This window comes from Stenotrophomonas maltophilia (assembly GCF_002799155.1).
GTDB lineage: Bacteria > Pseudomonadota > Gammaproteobacteria > Xanthomonadales > Xanthomonadaceae > Stenotrophomonas > Stenotrophomonas maltophilia_R.
The window spans coordinates 1,722,816-1,749,680 of sequence record NZ_NERD01000002.1; the positions used below are offsets into that span (position 1 = coordinate 1,722,816).

At 64.9% G+C, this 26,865-nt stretch carries 24 protein-coding genes; 8 read left to right on the plus strand and 16 right to left on the minus strand.

Annotation, left to right across the window (positions count from 1 at the left end; all coding sequences use genetic code 11):
* Positions 1–3 precede the first annotated feature (3 nt).
* Complete coding sequence (locus tag B9Y82_RS08630; RefSeq protein ID WP_100472383.1) at positions 4–573, plus strand: cysteine hydrolase family protein; 570 nt, start codon at positions 4–6, stop codon at positions 571–573.
* Positions 574–579: 6 nt separating this feature from the next.
* Here the strand turns inward: B9Y82_RS08630 and B9Y82_RS08635 are convergent, their stop codons facing one another.
* From B9Y82_RS08635 to B9Y82_RS08685, 10 genes are all read right to left on the minus strand, one after another.
* Positions 580–813 carry a hypothetical protein gene (locus B9Y82_RS08635; protein WP_049422290.1) on the minus strand — a complete coding sequence of 78 codons (234 nt, stop codon included), beginning with the start codon at positions 811–813 and terminating at the stop codon, positions 580–582.
* 244 nt (positions 814–1,057) lie between these two features.
* Positions 1,058–2,668 carry a PepSY-associated TM helix domain-containing protein gene (locus B9Y82_RS08640; protein WP_100472385.1) on the minus strand — a complete coding sequence of 537 codons (1,611 nt, stop codon included), beginning with the start codon at positions 2,666–2,668 and terminating at the stop codon, positions 1,058–1,060.
* A gap of 11 nt (positions 2,669–2,679) precedes the next feature.
* Entirely contained in the window at positions 2,680–2,979 is a 300-nt protein-coding gene (locus tag B9Y82_RS08645) for a hypothetical protein (RefSeq protein WP_071227836.1), read from the minus strand.
* 338 nt (positions 2,980–3,317) lie between these two features.
* Positions 3,318–5,513 (minus strand): TonB-dependent siderophore receptor, encoded by a 2,196-nt coding sequence (locus B9Y82_RS08655; protein ID WP_100472390.1) that lies wholly within the window; start codon positions 5,511–5,513, stop codon positions 3,318–3,320.
* Between the two features lie 180 nt (positions 5,514–5,693).
* Complete coding sequence (locus B9Y82_RS08660; protein WP_100472392.1) at positions 5,694–7,577, minus strand: PepSY-associated TM helix domain-containing protein; 1,884 nt, start codon at positions 7,575–7,577, stop codon at positions 5,694–5,696.
* A 46-nt stretch (positions 7,578–7,623) separates the two neighbouring features.
* A complete protein-coding gene (locus B9Y82_RS08665; RefSeq protein WP_238381565.1) occupies positions 7,624–10,080 on the minus strand; it encodes a TonB-dependent siderophore receptor in 2,457 nt (818 codons plus the stop codon).
* Positions 10,081–10,188: 108 nt separating this feature from the next.
* On the minus strand, positions 10,189–11,232 hold the full coding sequence (locus B9Y82_RS08670; protein ID WP_100472398.1) for a FecR family protein: 1,044 nt from the start codon (positions 11,230–11,232) through the stop codon (positions 10,189–10,191).
* The gene (locus B9Y82_RS08675; protein ID WP_100472401.1) at positions 11,229–11,915 is read right to left on the minus strand and encodes an RNA polymerase sigma factor; all 687 of its coding nucleotides are present in this window, start codon (positions 11,913–11,915) and stop codon (positions 11,229–11,231) included. The genes B9Y82_RS08670 and B9Y82_RS08675 overlap by 4 nt, the downstream gene beginning before the upstream one ends.
* 559 nt (positions 11,916–12,474) lie before the next feature.
* On the minus strand, positions 12,475–12,879 hold the full coding sequence (locus tag B9Y82_RS08680) for a hypothetical protein (RefSeq protein ID WP_100472404.1): 405 nt from the start codon (positions 12,877–12,879) through the stop codon (positions 12,475–12,477).
* A gap of 213 nt (positions 12,880–13,092) precedes the next feature.
* Positions 13,093–13,620 carry a DUF6622 family protein gene (locus tag B9Y82_RS08685; protein WP_100472407.1) on the minus strand — a complete coding sequence of 176 codons (528 nt, stop codon included), beginning with the start codon at positions 13,618–13,620 and terminating at the stop codon, positions 13,093–13,095.
* Positions 13,621–13,858: 238 nt separating this feature from the next.
* On the opposite strand from B9Y82_RS08685, the gene B9Y82_RS08690 reads away from it, so the two are divergent.
* The gene (locus B9Y82_RS08690) at positions 13,859–14,965 is read left to right on the plus strand and encodes a serine hydrolase domain-containing protein (RefSeq protein WP_100472410.1); all 1,107 of its coding nucleotides are present in this window, start codon (positions 13,859–13,861) and stop codon (positions 14,963–14,965) included.
* Here B9Y82_RS08690 and B9Y82_RS08695 read toward each other — a convergent pair.
* A complete protein-coding gene (locus B9Y82_RS08695) occupies positions 14,947–15,816 on the minus strand; it encodes a methylenetetrahydrofolate reductase (protein WP_100472413.1) in 870 nt (289 codons plus the stop codon). The two genes, B9Y82_RS08690 and B9Y82_RS08695, sit on opposite strands and share 19 nt — an antisense overlap.
* The gene (locus tag B9Y82_RS08700) at positions 15,816–16,730 is read right to left on the minus strand and encodes a LysR family transcriptional regulator (RefSeq protein ID WP_100472416.1); all 915 of its coding nucleotides are present in this window, start codon (positions 16,728–16,730) and stop codon (positions 15,816–15,818) included. Before B9Y82_RS08700 ends, B9Y82_RS08695 begins: the two co-directional genes overlap by 1 nt.
* A 175-nt stretch (positions 16,731–16,905) precedes the next feature.
* On the opposite strand from B9Y82_RS08700, the gene msuE reads away from it, so the two are divergent.
* The 3 genes from msuE to B9Y82_RS08715 are packed head-to-tail and all read left to right on the plus strand — an operon-like array spanning position 16,906 to position 19,596.
* Entirely contained in the window at positions 16,906–17,487 is a 582-nt protein-coding gene (gene msuE / locus B9Y82_RS08705; RefSeq protein ID WP_100472419.1) for an FMN reductase, read from the plus strand.
* 56 nt (positions 17,488–17,543) lie between these two features.
* Positions 17,544–18,521, plus strand: coding sequence for a DUF1852 domain-containing protein (locus tag B9Y82_RS08710; RefSeq protein ID WP_100472422.1), 978 nt, complete (start codon positions 17,544–17,546; stop codon positions 18,519–18,521).
* 40 nt (positions 18,522–18,561) lie between these two features.
* Entirely contained in the window at positions 18,562–19,596 is a 1,035-nt protein-coding gene (locus tag B9Y82_RS08715) for a methionine synthase (protein WP_100472423.1), read from the plus strand.
* Here the strand turns inward: B9Y82_RS08715 and B9Y82_RS08720 are convergent.
* From B9Y82_RS08720 to B9Y82_RS08735, 4 genes are all read right to left on the minus strand, one after another.
* Positions 19,553–20,122 (minus strand): hypothetical protein, encoded by a 570-nt coding sequence (locus B9Y82_RS08720; RefSeq protein ID WP_238381566.1) that lies wholly within the window; start codon positions 20,120–20,122, stop codon positions 19,553–19,555. The two genes, B9Y82_RS08715 and B9Y82_RS08720, sit on opposite strands and share 44 nt — an antisense overlap.
* A gap of 125 nt (positions 20,123–20,247) precedes the next feature.
* Positions 20,248–21,063 (minus strand): S1 family peptidase, encoded by an 816-nt coding sequence (locus tag B9Y82_RS08725; protein ID WP_100472425.1) that lies wholly within the window; start codon positions 21,061–21,063, stop codon positions 20,248–20,250.
* A 172-nt stretch (positions 21,064–21,235) separates the two neighbouring features.
* Positions 21,236–21,844 carry a hypothetical protein gene (locus tag B9Y82_RS08730; RefSeq protein ID WP_157804607.1) on the minus strand — a complete coding sequence of 203 codons (609 nt, stop codon included), beginning with the start codon at positions 21,842–21,844 and terminating at the stop codon, positions 21,236–21,238.
* Between the two features lie 201 nt (positions 21,845–22,045).
* Positions 22,046–23,050 (minus strand): extracellular catalytic domain type 1 short-chain-length polyhydroxyalkanoate depolymerase, encoded by a 1,005-nt coding sequence (locus tag B9Y82_RS08735; RefSeq protein ID WP_100472427.1) that lies wholly within the window; start codon positions 23,048–23,050, stop codon positions 22,046–22,048.
* 197 nt (positions 23,051–23,247) lie between these two features.
* On the opposite strand from B9Y82_RS08735, the gene B9Y82_RS08740 reads away from it, so the two are divergent.
* Genes B9Y82_RS08740 through B9Y82_RS08750 form a run of 3 tightly spaced genes read left to right on the plus strand, consistent with a single transcriptional unit; the run spans position 23,248 to position 26,839 of the window.
* Entirely contained in the window at positions 23,248–25,446 is a 2,199-nt protein-coding gene (locus tag B9Y82_RS08740) for a TonB-dependent receptor (protein ID WP_238381567.1), read from the plus strand.
* Positions 25,447–25,478: 32 nt separating this feature from the next.
* On the plus strand, positions 25,479–26,357 hold the full coding sequence (locus tag B9Y82_RS08745) for an alpha/beta fold hydrolase (protein ID WP_100472429.1): 879 nt from the start codon (positions 25,479–25,481) through the stop codon (positions 26,355–26,357).
* Complete coding sequence (locus B9Y82_RS08750; protein WP_100472431.1) at positions 26,354–26,839, plus strand: MaoC family dehydratase; 486 nt, start codon at positions 26,354–26,356, stop codon at positions 26,837–26,839. The genes B9Y82_RS08745 and B9Y82_RS08750 overlap by 4 nt, the downstream gene beginning before the upstream one ends.
* Positions 26,840–26,865: the final 26 nt, after the last annotated feature.

Genomic DNA, 26,865 nt, shown 5'->3' on the forward strand with positions numbered 1-26,865 from the left:
GGCATGGTACGCCCCCCTTCTACCGCCCTGCTGATCATCGACATGTTCAGTCGTTTCGACTTCCCGGGTGCGGACGCCCTGGCGCCAGCGGCAGAGAAGGCGGCCCGGCAGATCCGGCGCCTGAGAGATCACTTCGATGACCAGGGGTGGCCAGTCATCTATGCCAATGACAACTTCTCAGATTGGAAGCGGGATTTCCGCCAGCAAGTGGAGCAGTGCCAGCAGGATGGGGGGCCGGCTGCCCGAATTGCCACAGCCCTCTCCCCCCTGCCCGGCCACTATTTCGTGCTCAAGCCCAAGCACTCGGCGTTCCTCGCCAGTCCCTTGCCGATCCTGCTGGCCAAGTTGGGAGTACACCGACTTTGGCTCACTGGCATGACGGCCGACTCGTGTGTCCTCGCCACGGCGCTGGACGCCAACGCCAGGGAGTTCGAGGTCGTGGTGGCATTGGAAGCCGTGGCGGCGATGCCCTCCCAGAAACGGCGTGCACTGGCAGTGCTGGCGGACTCGGGCGCAGCCCGGGTCGCCCGACTTTCATCGCTGATCTCCAAGCAATCTGCAGCAAGGAAATGAGGCGGCTCAGGCCCGGTCCGCTACACCCTGTACACCGGCATGACCGGCGCAATGTGCACAGCAGAAGATCTGGCCCTTTCCTTCAACGCCATGCCCGATAACCGCGCAGTCGCAATGTGCGCAGCGTGGCGCGAATGCATGGATCGCGCACTCGAACGAATCGAAGGTTCCGCTGCGTCCGCCCTGCTGCAGAGTGAAGCTCTTGTCGTAGTTGTTGCCGCAGACATCACAGGTGGCCATGTCTCACCCCTTCGTGTGTAAGGAAGGGGCAGTGTGGTGAGTGCGGGTGTCGGTGGCCGTGAATGCGGCGTACCTGGTACGTGCAAAGTACCCATGACGCGTGCCTCGCCGAACTGAAGAGCGGGCCGTTCAGGCCTGTTCATGGCCGGGTCGAAATCTTGCCGCGTCCAAGGTGCCTTGGGCAACGGCTGTTTTTCCATCCAATGCCTACCTGCCCGCCTCGGCAATCGTTTCAGGGGCGGATCTACTCCCCGGCCGCCTGGGTGTGCACTGCCCTTGTGGTTGCCTTTCCGTCGATGGCCCAAACGCTGTCCATGTGACCCGTGTTTGCGCGCTTCCTGGAACGCCTCGCCAGCTGCCAGAGAACGAGAGCGGCGATCATTGCGGTCGCGTCCACAGCCACGCCGGCACTTGAATGGTTCCAGGTGCCTGGCACGCCGACCAATGCTGCAAGGCTGCCGACCGGAATCAGTGCCGTCACCATGGCGCCAGCGTACAGCAGCTCGTAAGCGGAGCGCGCGGCCCCACGCAGGAATGCCCAGGCGACTGCCAGCAGGAAGGCCGCATAGTAGATGCCTTCGTGCCATGCCGAAACATTGGCCACCAGCCCAGGGAGCCACTTGGTGGCGGCCAGTGTCGCCGAGATGCCGGTTACGCAGCCCAGGGACACGCCGATCGTCAAGGATCCCAGCACGCGAGTGGATCGCTTCTGCGCCGGCAGGTTGGCATCGCGCTGCTTCCTGCGTCGTGATTCGATCCACAGCAGGTTGCCGGTGTAGAACACGATTGCGCCGCCGAGTCCAAGCAACAGGTACATCCAGCGCACCGGGTTTCCGCCGAAGCTGCCGAAATGAAGCATGAAGAAGGCATTGACCGCCGTATCCCAGCCATCCATGTGCCCGGGCAGATCATGCGTGTCCACCACGCCGGTGTAGGGATCGAGATGGGTGCTCATGTACGTGCGGGCACGCGTCCCGTAACGGATATCCAGGCCGGTCACACGCCCCTCGACCACACTCCCCTTCTGCTGGAAGCCCAGGCTGTAGACCTCAAAGCCCGGCAGCTGTGCCTTTACCTTTTCCAGCAGTGCAGGAGCAGGCAGAGGCTGGGCGCCCGGAGCGGGCCTGGCATCGTGCTCTTCGCCCCATTGGATGCCGTTGGGATAGACCACCTTGTCCTGGATGTCGTAGATCTGATCGTGGAACGCGAATACCACGCAGGTCACGGCCATGATCAGGTGGAACGGCAGGCTGACAATGCCCAGCGCGTTGTGCACATCCAGCCACATGCGCTTGATGTTCCTGCCTACCCTCACGGCGAAGAAGTCTTTCACCAGCGTCGGTAGCAGCACGATGACGCCGGAGATCAGTGCCACGGCATACATCAGCGCAATGATGCCCATGACGGGGCGCGAAACCGCATCCGGGAACGGCAGGCCGACGAACTGATGCAAGGTGTCGACAAGCTGCGCCACTGGTGCCTTGCGCAGCTGCTCCACCTGGAGGTGGCCCTTCTCGTCAAAGCTTGCGCCAAACTCAGTGAACTGCCGTGGCTTGTCGCCACGTACGCGCCAGATCACGCGGGCAGGCGCTTCAGGTGATGTCTGCACCATCACGCTGTAGTTTTTCGCGGCTTCCGGATGCTTCTTGAGCACCGCCGCCAGCAGGTCAGGTGCACGTTCCATCGGGACCGGCGCAGACAGCGCAGACGACGGCGTTGCCCATCGTTCCAGCGGCTTCTCGAACATGGTGATCGAGCCGGCATAGAAGGCAATGAACAGCATCAGGCCGGCAAAGATGCCGACCCAGATGTGCACGTCCTTGTAGACCTTGATGATGTCGTTGCGGATCTTCATGCGGGGTCCAATCAGCCCAGCTGGCTTCGCGCCAGCCAGAGTGCGCCAAAGGCGACCAGGTTGGCAGCACCCAGCCACAGCCAGGCGCTTGCGCTGCTACGGAAAAGGAAGACGAATGACAGGAGGGGCGCCCACAGCAGCGCGACCAGCCACATGTTGAACTGGGCCTTGCCGCCCCCACCATCGATGCCGCCGGGGCCGAACCACGCGAACAGGCCGGACAAGGCCAGGGAGAGCCCGAAGCCCAGGAGTACGCCTGCGCACATCTTTCCGAACCAGTGGCGGCTCTGCAGCTTGTCAGGCTTGGCCATGCGGGCCTCCGCCTCGACGGCCACGCCAGACGCCCAGGAACGGCGCCACTGACCAGACCAGCATCAGAATCGTCAACCAGGTGAAGAAGGCCGCACCACTTCCCATCAAAGACAGGAACAAGGCAAGCGAGACCAGCGACAAGATGCTGCCGGGAATCCATTTCCCACGGACAGGCCAAGGTCCGGCGCGCCGCCACTGCTGTTTCGGTGACGCCAGGTAGAACAGCCACGCCCCTACCACACCCGTGGCTGAGGCCAGCAACGCCATCACAACTGACATTCTGGAAGTCTCATACGAAAGTCCCGTGACCTGGCTGGCCGGTCACGGGGCAAAAGGGTTACCAGGTGAACCGGGCGGTGGCCGTGACCGTGCGTCCCGTGCCGAAGAAGCACGAGGAGACACCGCTGCACGTGGTCACGAAACGCTTATCCGTCAGGTTGCTGACGTTGAGCGCGAATTGCGTGCCCACACGCCCGATCGCGCCCACGTCGTAGCGGATCGCCGCATCCCACATCGTGTAGGACGGAATCAGGTAGACGTTGGCGCTGTCACCGTAGCTTTCGCCGTTGTAGCGGACGCCTGCGGCAAGGCTCAGGCCCGCGAGTGCCCCGCCCTGGAAGGTGTAGTCACCCCACAGTGCAGCGGTCCAGTCCGGAACCATCGCCAACTGCTTGCCCTGATATCCGTTGTTGCTCTTGGTGACTTCCGAGTCCATCCACGATGCGGCACCGATCACGCTGAAGCCGTCGAGCGGGGTGACGCGGCCTTCCAGTTCTACGCCACGTACGCGGCCTTCGCCATCCTGGACCTGGCACTGGCTGGACCCAGTCGTGCCGCAGGTGTTGTGGCTGGGGTCAGGGTCGTTGGTCAGGATGTTCTGCTGGCGCAGATCGTAGGCCGAAAGCGTGATCAGGCCATCGAATCCAGACGGCTGATACTTCACGCCCACTTCCCACTGCTTGCCGGTGATCGGGTCGAACGGCGTCCGGTCGAAAGACTGGGTCGCCGTGCTGCCTGCCGGCTGGAAGGACTCCGCATAGCTCAGATACGGGGTCAGGCCGTTGTCAGCCACGAACAGGATGCCAGCGTTGCCGCTGAAGGCTTCGTTCTTGATGCGGCTCGGCGCGCGTGCGCCGTAGCGATTCGTAGCCACGGTGTACGACTGCGTCCAGGTGTCGTCCTTGGTCCAGTCGTAACGGCCACCCACGGTGAAGCGCCACTTGTCCAGCGCGATCTGATCCTGCAGGTAGGCACCCGTCTGGCGGTTGACGCCTCCCGAGTAGCTGATGCTGTTGGTGACCGGAACATAGCCGGTGTAGACCGGATTGAAGATGTCGATCGGCGCCGGATCACGCATCGCACCGCGTGCCGCGTCCCAATCGGCCTTCTGCCAGTCCACGCCCACCAGCAGCGTGTGTTCAGCCGAGCCGGTCTGGAACTTGCCGGTCACACGGGTGTCGATGGTGTCGCCCTGGGAGTCCCCCTCGCCCCAGGTGGCACGTCGCTTCTGCGTGCGGCCATCCGGGTTCAGGCCACCATTGGTCACCACGGTGCGGAAGGTCGATTCCACGTTGGTGCGGCGAGCCCCCTGGCTCAGGGTCCAGTTCTCGTTGAAGGCATGCTCGAACAGCCAGCCGGCCGTCCAGATCGTGCGGTCGTAGGTGTTCCAGTTCGGTTCGCCAATGAAGGTCGTGTTCTTCATGCGCCCATAGGGGGTGGCCTTGAGCGTGCCGTCCATCGGCAGGAACTGGTAGGTCGAGCCACCGTCGTCGCGCTGGTAAAGGCCCAGCACCGTCAGGCGCGTGCGCTCGGCCATCTGGAAGGTATAGCTGGGCGCCAGGAACCAGTGCTCCTGCTGGGTGTGCTTGATCTGCGTGTCACCGTCGCGATACAGGCCCACCAGGCGGCCCAGATGGCGCTTGTCGTCCGATGCCGCGCCCAGGTCGAATGCGCTGCTGTACTGGCCGTTCCCATCCAGACCCAACTGCAGCACCTGCTGCTGGTCAGGCGTCGGGGTCTTGCTGACCTGGTTGACCATGCCACCCGGAGCCACCTGACCATACATGACGGCCGACGGTCCCTTCAGCACTTCGACACGGTCCAGGTTCCAGCTGTCCACCATGGTCCGGTTCCACTGGCCACCCTGCGGCGCCCGCATGCCGTCGATGGTGACGTTGTTGCTCCAGCTGCCGGCATCGAAGCCACGGATGCGGAAGTCGTCGACGCGGTTGTCGATGCCGCCGCTCTCCAGGACGACGCCCGCCACGTAGCGCATCGCCTCATTGAGGTTCTGCACACCGCGGGCATCGAGCTCCTCGCGGGCAATGACCGAGACCGACTTGGCCATCTCTGCAACCGGCGTGTCGGTCTTGGTCGCGCCGGAGGTGTGGGTGGTGGTGCGATAGGCGTTGACCCGCACCGCATCCAGGGTGGTGGCGCTGCCATCGGGCGATTCTGCCGAAGCCTCCTCGGCATGCCCCACCAGTGGCAAGGCCAGCATCAGCGCAACGGACGTGGACAACAGGGTGCGCATGGGAGCGCGGGAAGCAAGGATCATTTTGGACATTGGAGGGCCTACGGTAGGAAGTGCGCCCTAGGCGGCAGCTGCGGCGGCGTTAATTTCACGTTAAATTGTATCAAACGCAAATCATTCGCACTAGCATCTCCGCACCCTCCGTGCTTTTTCGGGAGTGCCCCTGCCCTCAGCCTGCCCTCAGCCTGCCCTCAGCATCGCCATCAGCAACCCCATCAGGGCACTCCCCGCCGCCAGACTCAGCCATACCCTCCCAACACTGCGGGCGCTGAAGACGCCCACAGCGATGGCAATGAACAGCACGAACCCCAGCAGTGAACTGGTCAGGACCGAAACGGACGTCCTTACCCCCACCAGCGCGGGCAACAACAACGCCAGCGCCGTAGCGGTAACCGCGGTGAACACGTAGCCGCCCAGCGAGGCGGCCAGCACACGGCTCGCCACCTGCCAGCGATGGGCTGCTCCCCGCCCGGCCGGAGGCTTGGCCGTGCGCGCCGCCTCCTGCGCCCGTGGCCACCGGCGCTGCAACATCAGGGCCATTCTTGCCAGCATCAACCCGAATGCCAGTGCGACCAGCTCCACGCCGGCCTGCTGCCATGCACCCCGCTGCAGATACATCAGCACGCCCTGCCCGGTGGTTACCATGTTCACCAGCGGCAGTGCCAGGCACAGTGCTGCGGCCAGCCACAACTGCTCGATCCAGGCCAGGCGCGGTGGGCGCCATAGCGCGTGCGCCACCGAGGCCGCGCAGGCAGCAAGAAAAATGCGTATTTCCCATGCGCTGCGATCGCTCATTTCCAGTGGCAGCAGCCGATTGCCGTGCAGGTAGACGATGCTTGCCAGTGCCACCCCGGCCAGCGATGCGACGTTGAACGCTTCCACGCAGCGATAGATGCCCGCCGTGGCCGCGCCGAACTCATGCTCGCTGCGCTTGCGCCGCTTGATGGAGAACAGCAGCGTGCCGATGGCGATCATCGCCGTGCCGAGCAGACCGCTGATGAAGTACAGCCACTTCATCGGCCAGCCGCCGAAATCGGCCTTGTGCAGTGCTTCGATGGTTTCGTGCACCTGTACGGCACCAATGGCATGCGGACGTGCGCCATGCTGTTGCAGCAGCGTGCCGCTGGCAGCATCGAACGTCACCCGGCTGGCTTCGGTCAGCAGATGCCTGTCCGCGCCCCCCTCGGGCTTGCGGCCGATCACCTCCACCACGCTGTGCACGGTGCCGGGCGCCTGGATCACGACCAGTGCCGGTGGCTGCCCGCTGATGGCGTGCGCGCGTGCCAGCAGTTGCGGCAGGTCCGGCAGTTGCGCGGTGGATACCAGGATGCCAGGCGGAGCCAACGGTGCAGGCGCCAGCTCGGCTTCGTAGCGCGCATAGGCGCCATCCGCATCGCCATAGGCGGCGTGCACCGGCCACGGCAGATAGCTGCTGTAGAAGAAGGTCAGCCCCGTGTAGCCGATCATGAACAGGAATGGCAGGGTCAGCACGGCACTCAGGTTGTGCGCATCCAGCCAACTGCGCTGTCCCTTGCCCGGGCGGAAGGTGAAGAAGTCCTTGAAGATGCGTTTATGCACTACCACGCCGGACACCAGCGCCAGCAGCATGCAGGCGGTGATCCAGCCGACCAGCCAGTAGCCGGCCATGCCACCGTGCAGGGTGTAATGGAAGGACATGAAGTGGCGCCCGCCTTCGGTTTCCCGAAGACGAGGTGGAGGCTGTGGCATGCCTGTACTGGCATCCACCCAGCGTTCGTGCGCGTTGCCGTCGCCATCCTCCCATGACAGCTCCAGCGGCCAGCCGTGCTGCGCAGGCCAACGGATCTGCCATGCCCGGGCATCGGTGGTGTTTGCGGCCAGCCAGTGCTGCGCACGCACCGCCTGCGTTGCGGTGTCCACCGCCGGCGAGGAGGCCGGCACGGGGCCGGCCTCCATCCATCGCGTGATCGGCTCGCGGAACACGCTGAGCGTGCCGGTCAGGAAGATCGCGCACAGCAGCCAGCCGCAGGTAAGGCCGCACCACGTGTGCAGCCACGACATGCTCTGCCGGAAGCCTGCCTTCATGCCTGTCCCGTGGCGGGCAGGCCGTTGCCCCGCCGGTTGCGGAAGATCACAGCGAGCCGCGCAGCGTCAGCATTACATTGCGGGGTTCGCCGAAGAAGTTGCCGCGGCGGATCTGGCTGATCATCGCGTAATAGCGCGTGTCGAACAGGTTGGCCACGTTGAGGCCCACGCTCCAGCGCGGATTGATCCGGTAGCCGGCACGCAGGTCCCACACGGCACGTCCTGCTGCACCCATGCGCCAGTCCGGGTCGTCGTAGGCCGGATAGGAGTAGCTGCTCTGTGCCGATACACCACCACCCACGGAGAACGCGTTCCACTTGCCGGGCAGCTGGTAGGACGTCGACAGGCGCAACAGGTGGCGAGGTGTCTCGGCGCTGATGGTCGCGCCCTCATCGTCGCGGCTGGTGACGTGGGTATAGCCCGCCATCATCTGCCAGCCCGGTGCCAGTTCGCCGCTGGCTTCCAATTCAAAGCCCTTGCTGCGCAGCTTGCCGCCATTGCGGTAGCAATCGGACGACGCCAGCGAGCCACGGCAGCTGCCCGGGTCGGATTCGTCCACCACGGCGTTGCCGGTTTTGCGGATGGAAAACACCGCAGCGGAAAGGTTCAAGCGCCCATCGTTCAATTCCCCCTTCACGCCCAGCTCGTAGTTGGCGCCGATGGCCGGATCCAGCACCGAGCCGGACGCGGTGACGTACGAGCTCTGCGGCTGGAAGGTGTCGGCGTAGCTGGCGTAGACCGACCATTGTGGACCCAGGTCGTAGACAAGGCCGGCATACGGGGTGAATTCGTGTTTCTGTTCGTAGTCACGGCTCTTGGCGCCAGTGAAGCCATCGCTGGACTGGTACTTCACCCAGCTCAGCCGGCCACCCAGCGTGAGGTGCAGCGGCTCTGCCAGCTGCAGGCGCAGATTGCTGTACACGCCGCTCTGCTGGGCGCGGGCGTTTTCTGACCAGTCCCAGGCTGGCTGGAGCGGCTGCGCAATGGCGCTGTGGTCGGGTGCGTAGACATTGATCGGCACGTCGATGGCCAGGTCCGCCGAGCTCTGGCGGGTACGCTGGCGCGACCACATGGCGCCCAGCAGCACCTGATGGCTGCGGCCGAAGGCTTCAAAACTGCCGGTGGTGTGCAGGTCGATGCCATCGCTGCGCACGCGCGAGCGGTTGAAATAGATGTCATAGAAGCGCGAACCGATGCCGGTGGCGCGGTCCACCCCGCCCAGCGGAACCGCGACACGCTGGTCCAGGTCCGATTCGGTGCGGTTCACCGACAGGCGCGCCTTCCAGCGTTCGTTGAAGCGGTGCTCCGCTTCTGCGAAGGCTTCTTCAACGGAGCCCTCCTGCCGGTTCCAGTCCTGGATGAGCGAGGTGGAACGCTTGATGTCCAGCGCACCGCCATCGGTGTAGCGCGGCAGGCCGAACAGCCAGTAACCGTCGGTGTCACTGGCCTGGTGGCGCAGGCCGAAGGTCAGCGTGGTGTCCGCACCCAGGTCGGCGTCGATCACCCCATAGGCCACCGGTGTCTTCGATGAGGTTCCCCGCTGGAAGTAATCGCGGTCCTGGTAGGCGGCGACCAGTCGGCCGCGCACGCTGCCGGCGGCATTGAGCGGGCCGCCGCCATCAACCTCGACGCGGTAGTTGTCCCACGAACCCACAGTTGCCGCCAGATCGAGATGGGCCTGGTCGCGCGGGCGCTTGCGCACCATGTTGATCGCCCCGCTGGGGTCGGCCGCACCCAGCATCATGCCACCGGCACCGCGCAGCACTTCAACCCGCTCCAGCACCGCGGTGTCGATCGGCAGCCAACCCACCGGGGCATAGACGATGCCGGCCACGCCATCGACCAGATAGTTGCTGTCGTCCACGGTGAAGCTGCGGATCGAGAACTTGTGGTTGCCGAAGTTGCGGGCGGTCTTGGTCACACCCGTGGTCTGCGCCAGCGCCTCGTCCAGTGTGGTGAGGTTGCGGTCGTCCAGCTGCTGGCGGGTGATCACGCTGACCGACTGCGGGGTCTGGCGGATGCTCTGCCCCAGCTTGCCCAGGCTCAGCTCACGTGCTGTGTAGGCGCCATCACTTGGCGCGTTGGCGGTCACGTTCACCGTCTGAAGGGTGGTCTGGGCCTCCTTGCTGCGCGTAGGTGTTGCTGCTTCCTGCGCCAGGGTGAACACGCCCGGACGGGTGGCATTGACACGCACGCCACTGCCCTCCAGCAGGCGCGCCAGTGCTTCCTGCGGTGTGTAGCTGCCGGTCAAGGCCGGGGCGCGACGGCCCGCCACCGCCGATTCGCTGAACAGCACCTGCTGCCGGGACTGCTCGGAAAAGCGGCGCAGCGCGGCATCAAGCGGTTGCGCCGGAATATTGAACGGCACGCGCGCAGCCGGCTGCGCCTGTGCGATGGCCGGCGCTGCCAGCGCGCTGGAAATGCACAGTGCCAGCAACGGCAGTCGCTTGGCGTGTACCCCCGTAGAGAACGCGCCAGCAACAAGTGCGCGCTTGATCTTCATGTACCCCATTACCGCTCCATCATGCTTGGCCGCTACTGGCCTCACTGGGGTAAACGGAAAACGGCGGCGGGGTGGGAACCCGCCCCGGTAGAAATTTTCGTTCCGGCGTCAGCGGGCAACAGGCCGTTCGTCGATGCGATAGCCGCCCTGGGCAGTGCGGGTCACCTGCACGGGCAACAGATCCGGCAGCGCCTCCAGGAAGGTGGCTGGGGCATCGGTGGCTGCGTAGCCGGAGACCGGCAGGAACTTCAGCCTTGGCTGGCCCAGCGTGACGGGATGGCCCAGATACTGCCCGACCTCCTGCGCCACTTCGTCCAGCGGGGTGCGCCGGAACACCAGGCGCCCGTTGCGCCAGCCGCCAATGCTGTCTGCGCTGGCGGCAATGGAGCGGTAGGCGGCTGTAAGCGTGGTAACGGCCAGGCCTTGTTCGGCGTGCAGGCTGACCGGCGAGGCACCTTCTGCGCGATCCGGCTGTACCCGCACGTGCCCATGCAGCACCTTGACCACGACTTCGCCCGGGCCATTGCGCACATTGAAGGCCGTGCCGACCACCGTCACCCGGCTACGCTGGGCATCGACGGTGAAGGGCCGGTCGGCCGCCGGGGCGACCTCGAAGTACGCCTCGCCCTGGCTGAGTACCACTTCACGACGGGATCGATAGAAATGCACCGCCAGCGTGCTGCGTGCATTGAGTGAAATCCGTGAGCCGTCCGGCAATTGAAGATCACGTATCTCGCCCGCACCGGTGACCACGTCCTGTACGTAGCTGGGCGCGGTGTACCAACCGTAGCCGACGTACCCCAAGGCCAGCATCGCCACGGCCGCAGCCGCCGCAACGCGTGGCAGGCGCCACGACCGTGCACGCCGCGCCGCCCTGCCCCGGCGTGGAGCGGCAGGTGAAGGTACTGCTGGGGCGATCACCGCACGCGCGTCCGAGGCCAGCACGGGGCGCGGCAACTGGCCCAGGTCGTGCCAGGTTCTGGCCACGTCGGCGAACGCCTGTCGGTGCGCTTCGCTCTCGGCCAGCCAGTGCTGCAGGGCCGCCTCTTCTTCCGGTTGCCAGTCCGCATCCTGCCGCCGCACCATCCACGCGGCGGCCGCCTCATGCAGGGCAAACGGGTCGGAACCTGCGGCAGAAGGGAGATCGGTCATCGGCAGGGAAAATCAGCATCGATGGCAGGCGCCAACGCCTCGCCCGCCTTGATCGGGCGATGCAGTTCCTGCATCTGTGCCAGAGACGCATAGCGTACCCGCACTTCGCAGTAGGCAACCGCTCGCGACAGGTGCTTGACCACCATGCGGCGGGAGATCTGCATGCGAGCAGCCACGTCTTCCTGGGTCAGCCCATCGAAGCGGCAGAGCACAAAAGCCTCGCGTTGGCGCTCCGGCAGCTCGGCCAGTGCTTCTCGCAGGCGCTCCAGGCGCTGCCGCTGGGCGCTGAGCTGCAACGGGCACTGTGATTCATCGCTGGCGATGGCCTGGCCCGCATCCTCTGCATCTGCCAGCGGCAGCGTCTGGAGACGGCGGCCTGCGGTGTGCTCACGATATTCATCGGCCACGGTGTTCATCACCGTTCGCCGGAAATAGGCACCTTGCTGGTCGCACGACGCCAGTGCAGGATTTGCCGCCAGCCACTTGACTGCACCGTCGTGCAGGGCATCCTCACCGTCCGCACCCCTGACACGCGCAAGGCTGCGCAGAATGGGCCCGCGCCAACGGGCATAGGCTTTCGCAAGGAGGTTCCCGCCCGTTGGCGAGGCGTCTTCCGGAATGCCTGCCTCCGTGGGAGAGGCCCGTTCCGCGTTGCTGCCCGTGCCCCGGCCTAGCGTGGACACATCACCCTCAGGGCAAATGCCTGCGGTCTGCACAGGTGGGGCGGGGAATTCACGTTGGGAGCCGGAGTTCTGACCGCCATAGGCGGCGGAAGGGGTGGGATGCCGCAAGTGTAGTGAGAGTCATTTGCGATTGGAACTCCCCTGACCCGCTCTTGCCGTGATGCGAAAGCGAATTCAGGCCGTGCGGGGAGACCAACTCGTCCAGCGCACGCTGATATTCGTTGCCGCCCGTTAGCAGGCGTACTGTCCGGTCGCTGGGATTCAGCCCACTGCGCCGAGTACACGGACCGAAGACGCGCCATCGCCAGCGTGGAGCAACCAGGCCATCCTGGATGTCATCCTGAAGAGCGACAGTGATGGCGAGCCCGGACTTTGCAGCTGATCGCAGGCCCTGCTGGCTCACCGAGGCAAAGGTTTCGATACACACGTCCCGGTGCGTGCACGGGCTGGATGCGAGTGCGAGCGGCGCAGCCCGTGCTGCTGATCAGCTGGGCGGGCAGAAGCAATCGATGGATCCTGCGGCGCCCTTCACTGCTGCAGGCGATCTCCGGTAGCGCTATCACCCCCCATCAATCGGGCCGCCTGCATGGACCATTCTTCCAGAAGCCGCTGCGCGCCTGACAAGCGTCCGATCCAGATCGCGCCGTGCAATGGAAATCGATCTCAGACCAAGCGATTGAGTGACCTCGCACTGCGAGAAGAAGGCGTCATAGCCATCCATCAACTCGGCGTGAAACAGCTGCTTGGGGGCATTCCCGATCACCCTGAAGAGGTCAATCATGAAATTCCATGCATCCACGACCTTCCCGGGGTCAACCTCCCTCCCTGAATCTACAGACGAGACCAGCGAGTCGAGGTCAATGATGGATTCTCCTTCCCAGTCCAGGACTCGGCCGCGAGCGGCGACCTGACCCTCGAGCCCTTCTTTGCTGTTATCGCAGACAGGCCTTCCATTGCTGGACATCACTCGATCATGGTCACCTGATACCCAGGCGAACCAGATGATCCGCTTTCCCCTACAACGCCGACCGGATACATCGCTTCCATTATCGATTCCTGTTCAGATGGTTCCATCCATCCCGGGCTCTCACCGGAGGCGCAGCCGCTCCGATGGTAGCGCCGAACTCGATTGCCTGTGACGTGAGGAGCCGGCCAGCGGCCGGCGCTACCAGATCCATCAGCGTGCGGTTTCGAGCCCCTTGCCTGCCGCATCAACCCGCAGCGAGGCCAGGTACCGGCAGTACTTGCCAATGAACAGGCCGGTGAATCCACCCGCCAGCAGCAGGTAGGCTGCACTGAAGCCAGCATTGGCGGTCAGCGACGGCGACACCGCAAACGCGACTTCGAAGCCGTACTTCACCAGGAAGGTGATCAGCAGCAGCGGCAGCAGGCTGAAGTCCGCGTTGCGCCAGAGCTTGCCGGTGCTGCGGTCCATCGTCAGCTTCAGCCGATCCAGCAGCAGCCAGCCCAGCGCGGCACCCGTGCCGATGCCGGCGAGCCATTCACCCCAGGCGCTCAGCGACGTGCCGAAACGATGGCTGATCGACCACGCACCCCATGCGGTGAACAGCGCAGGCACGATCGCCAGCTTCTGCAGCGAGGTTTCCCCCGGCTTCATGGCGGCGATGCCACGGGTGACGAGGAAGGCCAGGAGCAGCCAGACCCAGATCGGCGTCTGCGAGGTGAGTTGCTGGAGCATGTTCATGAGCGGTCCCCTTGGCGAGTGGTAGCTGAGTGGTGGCGAGGTGCCCTCGCCTTGGCGCCCACTATTCGCGTCCGCCCGGGTCGCAGCCAGTGACAGCTGTCAGCCTTCGTGGGTGATGTGTCGGCACGCCACGCTGCCAGAAGCCGCAGGGCAGACCCACCCGGGACACCCGCCTCATCCGCTCGGCCTGCTCGACCCGCGATACCATTGCCACAACGCCGCTGCGAGCTGATACGCCATGCGCAACGATCCTGTCCGGCGCCACCTGTGTGCAGCACTTCTGGCTGCTGGCTGCGGCCTGCCTGCCCGGTCTGCACTGGCGAGCCGGAGTACTTCAGGCAGCTGCAGCTCGCTGGCCAGGCTGCTGCAGGCCGAGCAACAGCCTGGCCTGGCGGCCGTTGTGGTAGATCATGGGCGCATCGCCGCACTATCCGCAGCGGGCCGACGCACTGACACCCGGCCCTCACCGATTGATCGCCATACCGTGTTCGAGCTGGGATCGATCACCAAGGTGTTCACGGCGCTGCTGGTGTTCCGGCTCCAGCAGCGGCAGTTGCTCGACGTAACGGCGCCCATCGGCCTGTATGTGGAGGGACTGCCTTCAGCCTGGGCATCCATTTCGCTGCTGCGGCTGCTGAGCCATACCTCCGGCATTCCCAATTATTTGAATGAAGCCAACTTCCTGCGATTGATGCCGACGAGTCCGCGCCCTCGTGAACTGCTGGCAGGGGTGGAGCAGATGCCGCTGGAGTTTGCGCCCGGTACGCGGCATGCCTATTCCAATACGAACTACATTCTGCTCGGCCTGGCCATCGAACATGCAACCCGCATGGATTACTGGAACGTCCTCCAGGAAGAGATCCTGTCGCCGCTGGGCATGCGCGACGCGGGGCCGCGCCGCTCAGAGGATCGGCGCCGGATTGCCCAGGGGCATCTATTCCAGGATGGCCAGTGGCACGACCCACCGCCCACTGCTCCGGGTTCGGCGTGGGCGGCCGGCAGCCTGTTGGCGAGCATCGATGACATGGCACGCCTTGCTGTGGCGTTGGACCAGGGTCGGCTGCTACCCGATGCCGCGCTGAGGCACATGTGGTGCGACACGGTTCTTTCCAACGGAAGCAAGGCGGGCTGGGGGGCCGGCTGGCAGGTTGCCGATGACGGCAATGTAGTCGGTCACGGGGGCGGAACCGCAGGCTTTACCGGATATTTTCGGCACGTTCCCGCGCAGCGAAGAACGGTCGTCGTCCTGATCAATCGCGCCGGAGACATCAATCCCCAGCGCATTGCAGAGCGCCTCGATCTTGGGACGAGCAGCTGCCCTGATTTTCAGCCGCCGCTGCTGTAAACACTCCGCCGGTACTGCGCTACCCACTCCAGCGACGGCGAAATGCCGCCAAACGGGAAGAAATGGGGGCTGACCGGGCCATGGGCGTCCGTCAGCCCTTTCACCAGCCGATCGACGAACACCTCCGGCCCCGCCGTGCCGAGCAGCCGGCCGATCGAGATGCCGTACCGCGCCAGCATCGATGCACTGGCACCCACGCCGCACATCGCAGCGTAGCGGGCGAGCCGCGCAATGCTGGCCGGGCCCGGTACGCCGACCAGCACTGGAACCGTGATGCCACGGGCACGCAGTTCATCGAGCCAGGCCAGCACGATATCGGCATCGAAGGCGAACTGGGTGATTATCAGCGGTGCCATGCCTCTCGCCTTGATGGCCTGGCACTTACGCTCCAGCACGCGCCACCGATCCTCGGCGGTCATCACCGGGTGGCCTTCCGGATGCCCGCCGATGGCAACAACCTTGATGCCACAACGTTCAAGAAGGCCGGACTCGATGATCGAGGTACTGTCGGCATACGGCCCTGCGGGCGCGGAAAGATCACCGGCGATCAGCAGGCACTTCTCCACCCCCGCTTCGCTGGCGGCGCGTTCCAGAAAGCGCTCAAGCGCCGCACGCGACCGGATGCGCCGGGCAGAGAGATGCGGCATCGGCTCGAAGCCGAGCGCGCGCACCGTGCGCGCCGCCGCCAAGCGTGCATCGTCGTCCTCGCTGGCCAGCCAGGGAATGGAGATCGTTGTGCCACGCGGTATGCGGGCCGCCTCGGCACGCAGTGCCGGCATGGCCTTTGCGCTGACTTCCAGTGAAAAGGCGTTGATGAAGGCGTCCGCCTGCGATGAAGTACCTGCCGGCATCAACGCGCTCCACGCGCATTGCCGGCAAGCGGCGAACTGCTACGGGCCAGTTCGATGAAGGCCTGCAGGTAGTCGATGCCGGTATCGGCCTCGCGCGCCCCCAGGTAGATCTGCTTGGGGATGCCCTTGGCGCCGAGGCGCACGGGCACCACGTCCATGCGCGCGGCGTACTCCTCCACCAGCCAGCGCGGCATGGCGGCAACGCCACGGCCGCTGGCCACCATCTGCATCATGATGTCGGTGGTTTCGATGGTCTTGTGCCGCCGCGGCGTGATGCCGGCCGGCAGCAGGAACTGGTTGTAGATGTCCAGGCGCTCGAACGGCACCGGGTAGCTGATCAGCACTTCCTGGCCGAGCTGGCGCGGCTTTACGTGGTCCACCTTGGCCAGGGCGTGGTTGCTGGCCACCACCAGCACCTGCTCGTAGTCGAACACGGGGATGAACTTCAGGCCCGGCTTCAGCAGTGGATCGGGTGTGACCAGCAGGTCGATCTCGTAGCCGAACAGTGCGCCGATGCCGCCGAACTGGAACTTCTGCTTGACGTCCACATCCACGTCCGGCCACGCGGCCAGGTACGGCGAGACGATCTTCAGCAACCACTGGTAGCAGGGATGGCACTCCATGCCGATGCGCAGTGCACCGCGCTCGCCCTGCGCGAACTGGCCCAGCCGTTCCTCGGCCAGGTCCAGCTGCGGCAGCACCCGGTTGGCGACCGCCAGCAGGTACTGTCCGGCCTGGGTCAGGCGCAGGCTGCGGCCTTCGCGCAGCCAGACATCGGTGCCGAGCTGCTGCTCCAGCTTCTTCATGCTGTGGCTGAGTGCCGACTGGGTCAGGTTGAGCACGCCGGCGGCCGCGGTGAGCGAGCCCTGCTGCTCGACCTGCTGCACGATACTGAGGTGGATCCGTTCCAGCATGACGATGAATACCGCTCATGGATTGGTGAAGTAATACCATTTTACGTCATGGAAGGGCGTGACTAGCATCGGGTCATGCCTTCGGTTGCCTGCCCGCCCGGTCACCTCGCCGGCCTGCAGGACTGCGCCCCCGCAGATCGCCCGAAGGAGCCCCTCCCCTGCTGAAAGCGAACAGATGACCCGTCCACTCCGTATCGTCGCCGTTTCCGGCGGGCTGCAGCGCCCCTCCCGTGCTGCGACCCTGGCCGAGCACCTGCTGGGCCTGATCGGCGAAGACGTACTTTGCGAGCCGCACCTGATCGAACTGGGTGAACTGGCGCCTCAACTGGCCGGTGCACTGTGGCGCTCGCAGTTGCCCGAGGCGGTGGAGCGGCAACTGGCGGCCGTTGAACAGGCCGACGTTCTGGTGGTGGCCACGCCGGTCTACCGCGGTTCGTATACCGGCCTGTTCAAGCACTTCTTCGACTTCATCGACCAGGATGCACTGGTCGATACCCCGATCCTGCTGGCCGCTACCGGTGGCAGCGAGCGCCACGCGCTGGTGATCGACCACCAGCTGCGTCCGCTTTTCAGCTTCTTCCAGGCCCGCACCCTGCCGCTGGGGGTCTACGCCACCGACCGTGATTTCGCCGATGGCCGCGTGCACAACGACGCCCTGATCCAGCGCGCACGGCTGGCGGTGCAGCGGGCGATGCCCCTGCTGGCCCTGTCCCATCGCGCAGCGCCTGCCACTGCCGAGGCCGCTGCAGTCCTTTGAATACCGAATGCCCGCACCTGCATTCGGATGTCACCCCGCAACCCGGAACGCCGCCCATGACGACCGACACCTTCACCTTCAGCATCACGCGCATCCCCTTCAACGAGGATTACCAGCCGGCCGAGGGCACGCGCATCACCACCAATTTCGCCAACCTGGCCCGTGGCGCGTCGCGGCAGGAGAACCTGCGCAACACGATCAGCATGATCAACAACCGCTTCAACGACCTGGCGCACTGGGACAACCCGAACGCGGACCGCTATGCCGTCGAGCTGGACATCATCTCGGTGGAAATGCACATCGACGGTGCCGACGGCAGCGATCCGTTCCCGTTGATCGAAGTGCTGCGGCCGACCATCGTCGACACGCAGACCGGCGTGCGCACCGAAGGCATCGTCGGCAACAACTTCTCGTCCTACGTGCGCGACTACGACTTCAGCGTGGTGCTGCCGGCCAGCAACGAGGGCAAGGCCACCTTCGGCATTCCCGAAGGCTTTGGCGACCTGCACGGCAAGCTGTTCCAGCACTTCCTGGGCTCGGACGCCTACCGTGCCAACTTCAGCAAGGGGCCGGTGATCTGCATCAGCGTTTCCAGCAGCAAGACCTACCACCGCACCGAGAACCATCACCCCATCCTGGGCGTGGAGTACCGCCAGGGCGAGTTTTCCCCCACCGACCAGTACTTCGACAAGATGGGCCTGCAGGTGCGCTACTTCATGCCGCCGGGCAGCGTCGCGCCGCTGGCGTTCTACTTCCAGGGTGACCTCCTGGGCGATTACTCGAATCTGGAACTGATCGGCACCATCAGCACCATGGAGGCCTTCCAGAAGATCTACCGCCCGGAGATCTACAACGCCAATTCCGTGGCCGGCAAGGTCTACCAGCCCAGCCTGAAGCACCAGGACTACTCCTCTACCCGCATCGTCTACGACCGCGAAGAGCGCAGCCAGCTGGCGGTCAAGCAGGGCCGGTTCACCGAAGAGCACTTCATCAAGCCGTACCGCGCTGTGCTTGAGCGCTGGGCCGCCCGCTGACCCCATCGATTTTCCATCCGCCCCCAGGACACACGACACAATGCCGACGAACACGTTGCTCCCCACCTCCACCGCAGGCAGCCTGCCCAAACCCTCCTGGCTGGCAGAGCCCGAGAAGCTCTGGTCGCCCTGGAAGCTGCAGGACGAAGGCCTGGTCGAGGGCAAGCAGGACGCCCTGCGCCTGTCCCTGCAGGAACAGCAGCATGCCGGTATCGATATCGTCAGCGACGGCGAGCAGACCCGCCAGCATTTCGTCACTACCTTCATCGAGCATCTCAGCGGCGTCGACTTCGAGAAGCGCGAAACCGTGCGCATCCGCAACCGCTACGATGCCAGCGTACCGACCGTGGTCGGCGCCGTGAGCCGCCACAGGCCGGTGTTCGTCGAGGATGCGAAGTTCCTGCGCCGCCAGACCACGCAGCCGATCAAGTGGGCACTGCCCGGCCCGATGACGATGATCGACACGCTGTACGACGCGCACTACAAGAGCCGCGAAAAGCTGGCCTGGGAGTTCGCGAAGATCCTCAACGAGGAAGCGAAGGAGCTGGAGGCCGCTGGTGTCGACATCATCCAGTTCGACGAGCCAGCCTTCAATGTGTTCTTCGATGAGGTGAACGACTGGGGCGTGGCCGCCCTGGAACGTGCAATCGAAGGGCTGAAGTGCGAGACCGCGGTGCACATCTGCTATGGCTACGGCATCAAGGCCAACACCGACTGGAAGCAGACACTGGGCTCGGAATGGCGCCAGTACGAAGAGTCGTTCCCGAAGCTGCAGACCTCCAACCTCGACATCATCTCGCTGGAATGCCACAACTCCCACGTGCCGATCGACCTGATCGAGCTGGTGCGCGGCAAGAAGGTGATGGTGGGCGCCATCGACGTGGCCTCCAGCACGGTGGAGACGGCTGATGAGGTGGCCAACACCCTGCGCAAGGCGCTGCAGTTCGTGGATGCCGACAAGCTCTACCCGAGCACCAACTGTGGCATGGCGCCGCTGGCCCGTGACGTGGCACGGGGCAAGCTGCGTGCGCTCAGCGAAGGAGCCAGGATCGTGCGCGAGGAGCTCTCGGCATAACCCCGGCAGGGGAGGCATTGCCGTTCGAATGGCGGCTTGACGGCGCCTGGCCGGGTATCGACCAGGCTCCACCTCGCCCCTGCAGCTCCGACCTGGCCTGAGTCGCGGGCGGTCGCGGTGCCAGCGCCTGCTTGATCCGTGCCACCTCCCCTGCCCCGGCCTCGGCCAGGCGGCGGGCCTGCTGCTGTTGCTCCGCCGAAAGTGCGGGCGACGGCGCAGCGCTCGCTTCCGGCGCTACGTCCACCAGGCGCGCCACTGCCTCGCGCAGCCGCAGCTGCGGGCAGAGCCGCGCGGCACACCAGCGCTCTGCGTAGCGCCTGGCCTGACGCACATTCGTGGCGGCCACCACCTTGGTCTGGGACATCTTGCGTGCGTCCAGGTACACCCGGAAGCCAAGCACGGCATGCGGCACGATGTTGGCCACCGAGCGCCCGTTCCACCACAGGTCCCAGCGCTCGCCGCTCTGCACCCAGCCGGAGGGCCGGGTGACTTTCATGAAATCTGGAAGATCGAATGGGGAACTCATGGCGGGAAGGATACGAGCGCCCGTCGCAACGGCTGAGATCCGAGCCATGCGGTTGTCCGGGACCATGAATCGTTTAGGCGTGCTTCCGTCTGCTGCGCCCGCTCCGTACAGTCGCGCCGCGGGCATTAATGTGACGCGTCACGTCCGATAGTGCTTTCGATCCAGTCAAGGTAGCGGGACACGCGGACGTTGTAGACAACCTGGCCATAGAAGCCCGCCTCAAGGGCATGCTCGGGAACGGCGGTGATCCAGGAGCCGAGGCCAACCAGCTGCCAGGTCCCATTTTCATTGATCAGCAGCGGGCCGCCGCTGTCGCCGTTGCCAAGTACGCCTTCAAGGGGAAGGCCCTGCGGAGGCGGGTCGAACCGGTACCAGAGATAGCGCGCGTTGCCGCCGGTAATCGCATTGCAGGCACGCCGCAGGGTCGTACGATGCGGCCCGCCGGGTACCACTCCCGTCGCACCGTTGCCGGTGGCGCCCTTGCCGATCAAGGCGGCGATCTGGGTGACCTCGGCGCTGCCACGATAGAGCGCCACCGGCTGCACGTCGCTCACTGGTGTCGCAAGTCTGATCAGCGCAATGTCATCCGACGCCGCCAGAAACGCGTGGATTTTCGACGCACTCCCCGTTGCCATCGCTTCCTTGCCCAGGGCCTCGGGCATCCTCCGGTAGCCGGGGTGCAGGAAAACACGCTCGACGCCGTAGCCCTTCCCATCGAGGGTGATGGTGGCGCCCATGCCCTCCATCGGTGCGGCATGTGCTGCGGTCAGCACCCAGCGCGGCGCGATCAGGACGCCGTGCCCCTCGCCCGGCATGTCCGCCAGTGCCGGGAACACCGATGCGTCGATCTGGTACCTGGCATCGTCAACATCATCGCGGATGACCACGGCGCCGGCGGCGAAGGGGAGCGTGGCCAATGCCAGGAGAATCCAGCGGTTCATGATTGCTTTCATCCTTGTCTTCATCAGACCAGCCTAGCCGAACACATCCAGCATGGGGATGTCGTACGACCAGACCCTGGCACGGGTCGATGAAGAGGCAGAATCGGGAAATGAAACTCACGTTACTACACGAGCCGCCCTGCGTATCAACCCAGGAGCGGCCCGGGAACGGTCAGGATCGGATCGGACCGGCGTCGCTGATGCCGTTGCTATCGCAGAGCTCGAGAACCTTGCCTGGCTCATTCACTTCGCCGCATGACACCCAATTCGGACGCAGCCCCAGCACATATTCGACGCGATCATGGAACAGCTTCAGATCGGCCGTGCCCTGGCGTCCGTCCAGCGGAATATCGTGGCGGAAGCTGGTGTAAATGGCTGGGATAGCAGGGTTGGCCCAGTACGAAGCATGATCGTCGGCACGCGTCTGCAGCGCAAATCGGGCCCGCGTACCACCGGCTTCTTCAGAAAGCGCAACGGTGTACCAGCTGATCGCCGTCATGTTGACGTTGTAGAACGTCGTCATGGTGCCCTGGTAGCCCATGCGCCGTTCGACGTACCCATAGGTGCGCTTCGCTGCGATACCGGGCGCGCCAGCATCGAATTCCATCTTCCCGGGCGCTAGCAGGTTCAAGACCTTGATCGAAGCAGCCCTGACCTGGTCGATCGATTTCCCGGGATAGAAGCGGGATGCCGCCACCGTCTGCTCGGGCGTTTCCTTCTTCGGAAGCATCCCGCACCCACTGATGGACAACGCCAACGCCAGAACAACAATAACTCTCACAGAACTACATCCTTATATCTGGAACAGAAGTGCCCAATTGAGCGGGCCCCATGCCCACCCCTGCGCATTAGCGACCATCTTCAGTATTTCTTGAGCCCTCCGACCGTCCCGCGAGGCGGTTCGTGGGGCGGTGGCGTCCGTGGTTCTGCGCAACTGGCCTGCTCCTGCATCCGCCCACTGAACGGATACAGGCGTCCAGGCTCAGCGCTGGTAGTCCTTCAGGAACAGCCAGGTGATCAGCGTGGCATCCGGCCCCTTCGGGTCGGTGAACGGCAGGCCGGACTGGCTGCCACTCCAGGCATGCCCCATCCCCTGCACCACATAGTGCTGCACCAGCGTCCTTCCGCCATAGGCATAGGTATCGACCGTGTACGCGCGCCCGCCCGGCACCTGGCCGTGATGGGTGCTGGTCGGCACGTACTTCACCGAGTCGTTGTCCAGGCCGTCGTCGGCCAGATCATTGGTCTGCAGGAACTGGCGCACGGCCTGCTCACCGTTCACCGGGTTGACGGTGAGGTCGGCGCTGCCATGGAACACCAGCAACGGCAGCGGCCGCGGCGAAGGCGAACCCGAGCACTGCCAGGCCAGCCGACCGTTGCTGTCCGGTGAGTAGATGCTGCCGGCCAACAACGCGTAGGCACTGCCGGAAATGGTGGTCGCGCCCTTGTACATGCCGCCGGAGTGGATGGCGCCGGCAGCGAACACATCCGAGTAGCAGGCCAGCATGATCGAGGTCATCGCGCCGCCGGCAGAAATGCCGGTTACATAGACCCGGTGCGGATCGATGCTGTAGCTGGCTTTCACCTTGTCCACGATGCCGGCCAGAAGTGATGGCTCGCCACTGTCGCGCGCCTGATTGATCGGCAGCTGCCAGTTCCAGCAACGCGCAGGATTGGAGGTGACGTTCTGGCGCGGATACACCACGATGAAGCCCTCGCTGTCGGCGACCTCGTTGAAGCCTGAAGCCTCACCCATCAGGTTCGGGCCGGTCACGCAGCCGTGCAGCACCAGCAGCAGGGGCAGTGGCTGGGCCGCGTCGTAGCCGGCCGGCACCCAGACCTGGTATTCGCGGGCGCCGAACAGGTTGCCGTACAGGCCGATATCCCAATGCCCTGCCGGGCTGGCTGCAAGCGCGCTGCCCGCCGTTGCCAGCCAGGTGCACAGCACCAGCGCCATCGCTTTGATCGAATCGATTCCGGATTTCATGACCAGATCCTCAGGGGTGAGTCGTGGATGAAGGAGTACCGGGAACGCGTCCGGCTGGGGGCGAGCCCAGTATCCGCATCCGGCGGCCGCTGCCGACTGGACCTAGGTCCACTCGCTGCTGGCCGACGACACCGCTAGCCTTGGCTGCAGGGGTGGCATCGGGCCATCTGCAATGGACATGCCCTGGGGAGGAATGAATGAAACGGAATTGTCTGAGCCTGATGATCGGCGCGCTGCTGGCGTCTGGCCCGGTACTGGCACAGGATGCGGCGCAGGGGGCGGCGCCCGTGGCCAGGAGCGCCTCACCCACCAATCTGGACAGCATCAAGGTCACCGCGCGCAAGCGCGAGGAAACCCTGCAGGAAGTGCCGGTGGCAGTCACCGCTTTCACCTCCGAGGCGCTGGACCGGATGAATGTCCAGGACATCAGCGACCTGGATGGGCAGGTGCCCAACCTGACCATCTACGCCGCACGCGGCGCCAGCAGCACGGTGACCGCCTACATCCGTGGCGTCGGCCAGTCCGATCCCACCTGGGGCGCGGACCCGGGCGTCGGCATCTACCTGGATGACGTCTACATCGCACGCCCGCAGGGCGCGCTGCTGGATGTGTTCGATGTATCGCGCATCGAGGTGCTGCGCGGCCCGCAGGGTACGCTGTACGGCAAGAACACCATTGGCGGTGCGATCAAGTACATCTCGCGCGGCCTGCCCACCCAGACCGAGGGCTTCGCCCAGATCACCGTGGGCAACTACAGCCAGCTCGATGCCAAGGCGGCGATCGGCGGCCCGATCGGTGGCGCCGACAGCGGCCTGCGTGCACGCGTGGCGGTGGCCAGCATGAACCACGATGGTTTCGGCGAGAACACCTTCAATGGCCAGCCAGTCAGCGACAAGCAGGTCAACGCGGCGCGCCTCAACCTTGGGGCGTATGCGGGCGATGATTTCGATGTGCAGTTCGCGCTGGACTGGAGCGATGACCAGTCGGGCATGCGCGGCTCGAAGATGCTCGCGCCCAATCCGTTCCTGCGCGCCTACCCGCCGATGGACAGCCGCTACGACATCCGCTCGGGCATGCGCAACCTCAACAACGTGGAGACCAAGGGCGCGTCGGCCACGGTGAACTGGCGACCGAACGACGACATCGCAGTGAAGTACGTGGTGGCCAAGCGCGAATCGGACAGTGAAGCCAACATCGACTTCGACACCACGCCGGTCAAGCTGGCCGATGTGGGGGGCACCTACCACGATGACCAGGTCAGCAACGAGGTGCAGCTGAACTACGATGCCGGTGGACGCGTGCGCGGCGTGGTGGGCCTGTACCAGTTCAGTGGCGAGGCCGGTGGGCAGATCCAGAACAACTACTTCAGCGCGCAGTTCGCCGACAACCAGGGCAAGGTACTGACCGACAGCATCGCGCTGTATGCGGATTGGACCTTCGACCTGACCAGCAGGCTCAAGCTGGATGTGGGCGCCCGCTACACCGACGAGGACAAGCGCGCGATCGTCCTCAACCGCCTCTACGCCGACCCGGGCTTCAGCCGGCCGGTGGCGGTAACCGCGGACTTCGACAAGAAGACCAACTTCAAGAACGTCTCACCCAAGGTCTCGCTGGACTACCAGGTCACCCCGGACATCATGGTCTACGGACTGGCAACGCGCGGCTTCAAATCCGGCGGCTACAACATCCGTGCCAACGCGGTAGCGGTGCCGCGCTCGGCCGAGCCGTTCGACGATGAGACGGTGGACAGCTACGAGGTCGGCAGCAAGATGGCCTTCCTCGACCAGCGCCTGTTCCTGAACCTGTCGGCCTTCTACAACAAGTACAAGGACATCCAGCTGTCGGTGTTCACTGGGCTGGATACCAATGGCGACGGCATCGATGATTCCTTCTTCGGCGACTTCACCAATGCCGGCGCGGGTACCGTCAAGGGCGTGGAGGTCGAATACCAGTACCTGCCCAGCCCGCACTGGCTGATTTCCGGCAACCTGGCCTGGCTGGACACCAGGTACGACGAGTACATCGATCGTGGCATGAACGTGGCCCGGCAGATGAAGTTCACCAATGCACCGGAGTTCTCGGGCGCGTTGAACGTGGAGTACCGCACCGACCTGGCCAACGGCGGCAACCTGTCGGCACGGGTGAGCTACAGCTACCAGAGCGAGGTGTGGCCGACCACCGACCTGAGCCCGGTGATCAAGCAGGATGGCTACGGCCTGGTCAATGCCGGTGTGATCTGGCGGCTGGATGACGCGTGGACGTTCTCCCTGCAGGGCACCAACCTGGCCGACAAGGAATACCGCACCACTGGCTACAACATTCCTGCAGTCGGCACGCTGATTGGCTTCTATGGCCCGCCACGCCAATATAGCCTCAGCGTCCGTTACGATTTCTAGCGCATCCGTTACGATTTCCAGGAAGCCCCTGCATGATGCAGTCTTACGTAGATCTGTACTGGAACAGCGACGATGGCCTGCGCCTGCATGCGCGTGACCATGCACCGGACGCCGGGCAGGCGCCCCGCGGCACCGTGGTGTGCATTCCCGGCCTGACCCGCAATGCCGCCGACTTCGATGCGTTGGCCGACGTGCTCACCGGCATGGGCTGGCGCGTGATCGCCGTCGACCTGCGTGGCCGTGCCGGGTCGGAACGTGCTCAGGATCCATCCAGTTACAACCCGCGCACCTATTCGGACGACATGGTCGCACTGCTGCGCTCGCAGAACATCGACAAGGCCGTGTTCGTCGGCACCTCGCTGGGCGTGCTGGTGACCATCACCCTGGCCTCGCGCGCACCGCAGTGGATTGCTGCGGCGGTATTGAACGATGCCGGCCCCAAAGTGCCGCGCGAGGCGCTGGCACGGATCGGCAAGTACGCCGGCAAGCCCGTGCCGCCAATGGATCTGCAACAGGCCGCCGCCTACATGGGCACCATCGGCAAGGCGGCATTCCCGCGCTACACCGTGGAGGACTGGCGGGCCATGGCCCTGCGTACGTTCCGCCAGCGCGAAGACGGGCTGCTGGAACTGGACTACGACCCGGCGGTGATCCGCACCACCCGCCCGTGGCTGCTGTGGCTGCTGCGCCCGGTGCTGTGGCGCGCGGTTCGCGGCTTGACCGCGCGCGTGCCGGTGCTGGTGGTGCGCGGCGCCCTGTCCGACATCCTGCCTGCCGATGTCGCCCGGCAGATGGCCGCGACATCGCCACGCGCACGCCTGGTTGAAGTGCCAGACGTGGGCCATGCGCCGATGTTGAACGAGCCGGAAGCACGCGATGCCATCCTGGCCCTGCTGGACGACGTGCGGTGAGCACAGCCGCCTCCACCGAGGCATTGCCGGCCGCCCTGCGCCCTCTCCAGCAATGGGCGGCCGGCGAGCGGCTGGGCAGCATCACGCAGGTATCGCAAGCACGGATCGATGCCTTCGCCGACGCCACCGGTGACCACAACTGGATCCACGTCGACCCGGTGCGCGCACAGGCGCAGCTGCCGGGTGGGCGCACCATCGCCCACGGCTTCCTGCTGCTGTCACTGACGGTGGAAGAGGATGTGGCCGCCTTGGCCGGCTTCCCCGGTATCGCGCATGTGCTCAATTACGGCCTGAACAAGGTGCGCTTCCTGGCGCCGGTACCCAGCGGCTCGCACGTACGGGTGCGTTCGCAGCTGGTGTCCCTCCAGCCGCGCCAACCGGGGCAGTGGCTGCTGACCCAGCGCAAGACCGTGGAGCTGGCTGCCGATGGCGAGGTTGCAGTGGTCGCCGAGCAGTTGTCACTGATCGTGGTGCCTGCCTAGCGCCGCCCTGCCCCGCTTCTCTCTAC

What these genes read in the sequence shown, in the direction of transcription:
- B9Y82_RS08630 (WP_100472383.1), top strand. Translation starts at nt 4, where the DNA reads ATGGTACGCCCCCCTTCTACCGCCCTGCTGATCATCGACATGTTCAGT.
- B9Y82_RS08635 (WP_049422290.1), bottom strand. Translation starts at nt 813, where the DNA reads ATGGCCACCTGTGATGTCTGCGGCAACAACTACGACAAGAGCTTCACT.
- B9Y82_RS08640 (WP_100472385.1), bottom strand. Translation starts at nt 2,668, where the DNA reads ATGAAGATCCGCAACGACATCATCAAGGTCTACAAGGACGTGCACATC.
- B9Y82_RS08645 (WP_071227836.1), bottom strand. Translation starts at nt 2,979, where the DNA reads ATGGCCAAGCCTGACAAGCTGCAGAGCCGCCACTGGTTCGGAAAGATG.
- B9Y82_RS08655 (WP_100472390.1), bottom strand. Translation starts at nt 5,513, where the DNA reads ATGCGCACCCTGTTGTCCACGTCCGTTGCGCTGATGCTGGCCTTGCCA.
- B9Y82_RS08660 (WP_100472392.1), bottom strand. Translation starts at nt 7,577, where the DNA reads ATGAAGGCAGGCTTCCGGCAGAGCATGTCGTGGCTGCACACGTGGTGC.
- B9Y82_RS08665 (WP_238381565.1), bottom strand. Translation starts at nt 10,080, where the DNA reads ATGAAGATCAAGCGCGCACTTGTTGCTGGCGCGTTCTCTACGGGGGTA.
- B9Y82_RS08670 (WP_100472398.1), bottom strand. Translation starts at nt 11,232, where the DNA reads ATGACCGATCTCCCTTCTGCCGCAGGTTCCGACCCGTTTGCCCTGCAT.
- B9Y82_RS08680 (WP_100472404.1), bottom strand. Translation starts at nt 12,879, where the DNA reads ATGTCCAGCAATGGAAGGCCTGTCTGCGATAACAGCAAAGAAGGGCTC.
- B9Y82_RS08685 (WP_100472407.1), bottom strand. Translation starts at nt 13,620, where the DNA reads ATGAACATGCTCCAGCAACTCACCTCGCAGACGCCGATCTGGGTCTGG.
- B9Y82_RS08690 (WP_100472410.1), top strand. Translation starts at nt 13,859, where the DNA reads ATGCGCAACGATCCTGTCCGGCGCCACCTGTGTGCAGCACTTCTGGCT.
- B9Y82_RS08695 (WP_100472413.1), bottom strand. Translation starts at nt 15,816, where the DNA reads ATGCCGGCAGGTACTTCATCGCAGGCGGACGCCTTCATCAACGCCTTT.
- B9Y82_RS08700 (WP_100472416.1), bottom strand. Translation starts at nt 16,730, where the DNA reads ATGCTGGAACGGATCCACCTCAGTATCGTGCAGCAGGTCGAGCAGCAG.
- msuE (WP_100472419.1), top strand. Translation starts at nt 16,906, where the DNA reads ATGACCCGTCCACTCCGTATCGTCGCCGTTTCCGGCGGGCTGCAGCGC.
- B9Y82_RS08710 (WP_100472422.1), top strand. Translation starts at nt 17,544, where the DNA reads ATGACGACCGACACCTTCACCTTCAGCATCACGCGCATCCCCTTCAAC.
- B9Y82_RS08715 (WP_100472423.1), top strand. Translation starts at nt 18,562, where the DNA reads ATGCCGACGAACACGTTGCTCCCCACCTCCACCGCAGGCAGCCTGCCC.
- B9Y82_RS08720 (WP_238381566.1), bottom strand. Translation starts at nt 20,122, where the DNA reads ATGAGTTCCCCATTCGATCTTCCAGATTTCATGAAAGTCACCCGGCCC.
- B9Y82_RS08725 (WP_100472425.1), bottom strand. Translation starts at nt 21,063, where the DNA reads ATGAACCGCTGGATTCTCCTGGCATTGGCCACGCTCCCCTTCGCCGCC.
- B9Y82_RS08735 (WP_100472427.1), bottom strand. Translation starts at nt 23,050, where the DNA reads ATGAAATCCGGAATCGATTCGATCAAAGCGATGGCGCTGGTGCTGTGC.
- B9Y82_RS08740 (WP_238381567.1), top strand. Translation starts at nt 23,248, where the DNA reads ATGAAACGGAATTGTCTGAGCCTGATGATCGGCGCGCTGCTGGCGTCT.
- B9Y82_RS08745 (WP_100472429.1), top strand. Translation starts at nt 25,479, where the DNA reads ATGATGCAGTCTTACGTAGATCTGTACTGGAACAGCGACGATGGCCTG.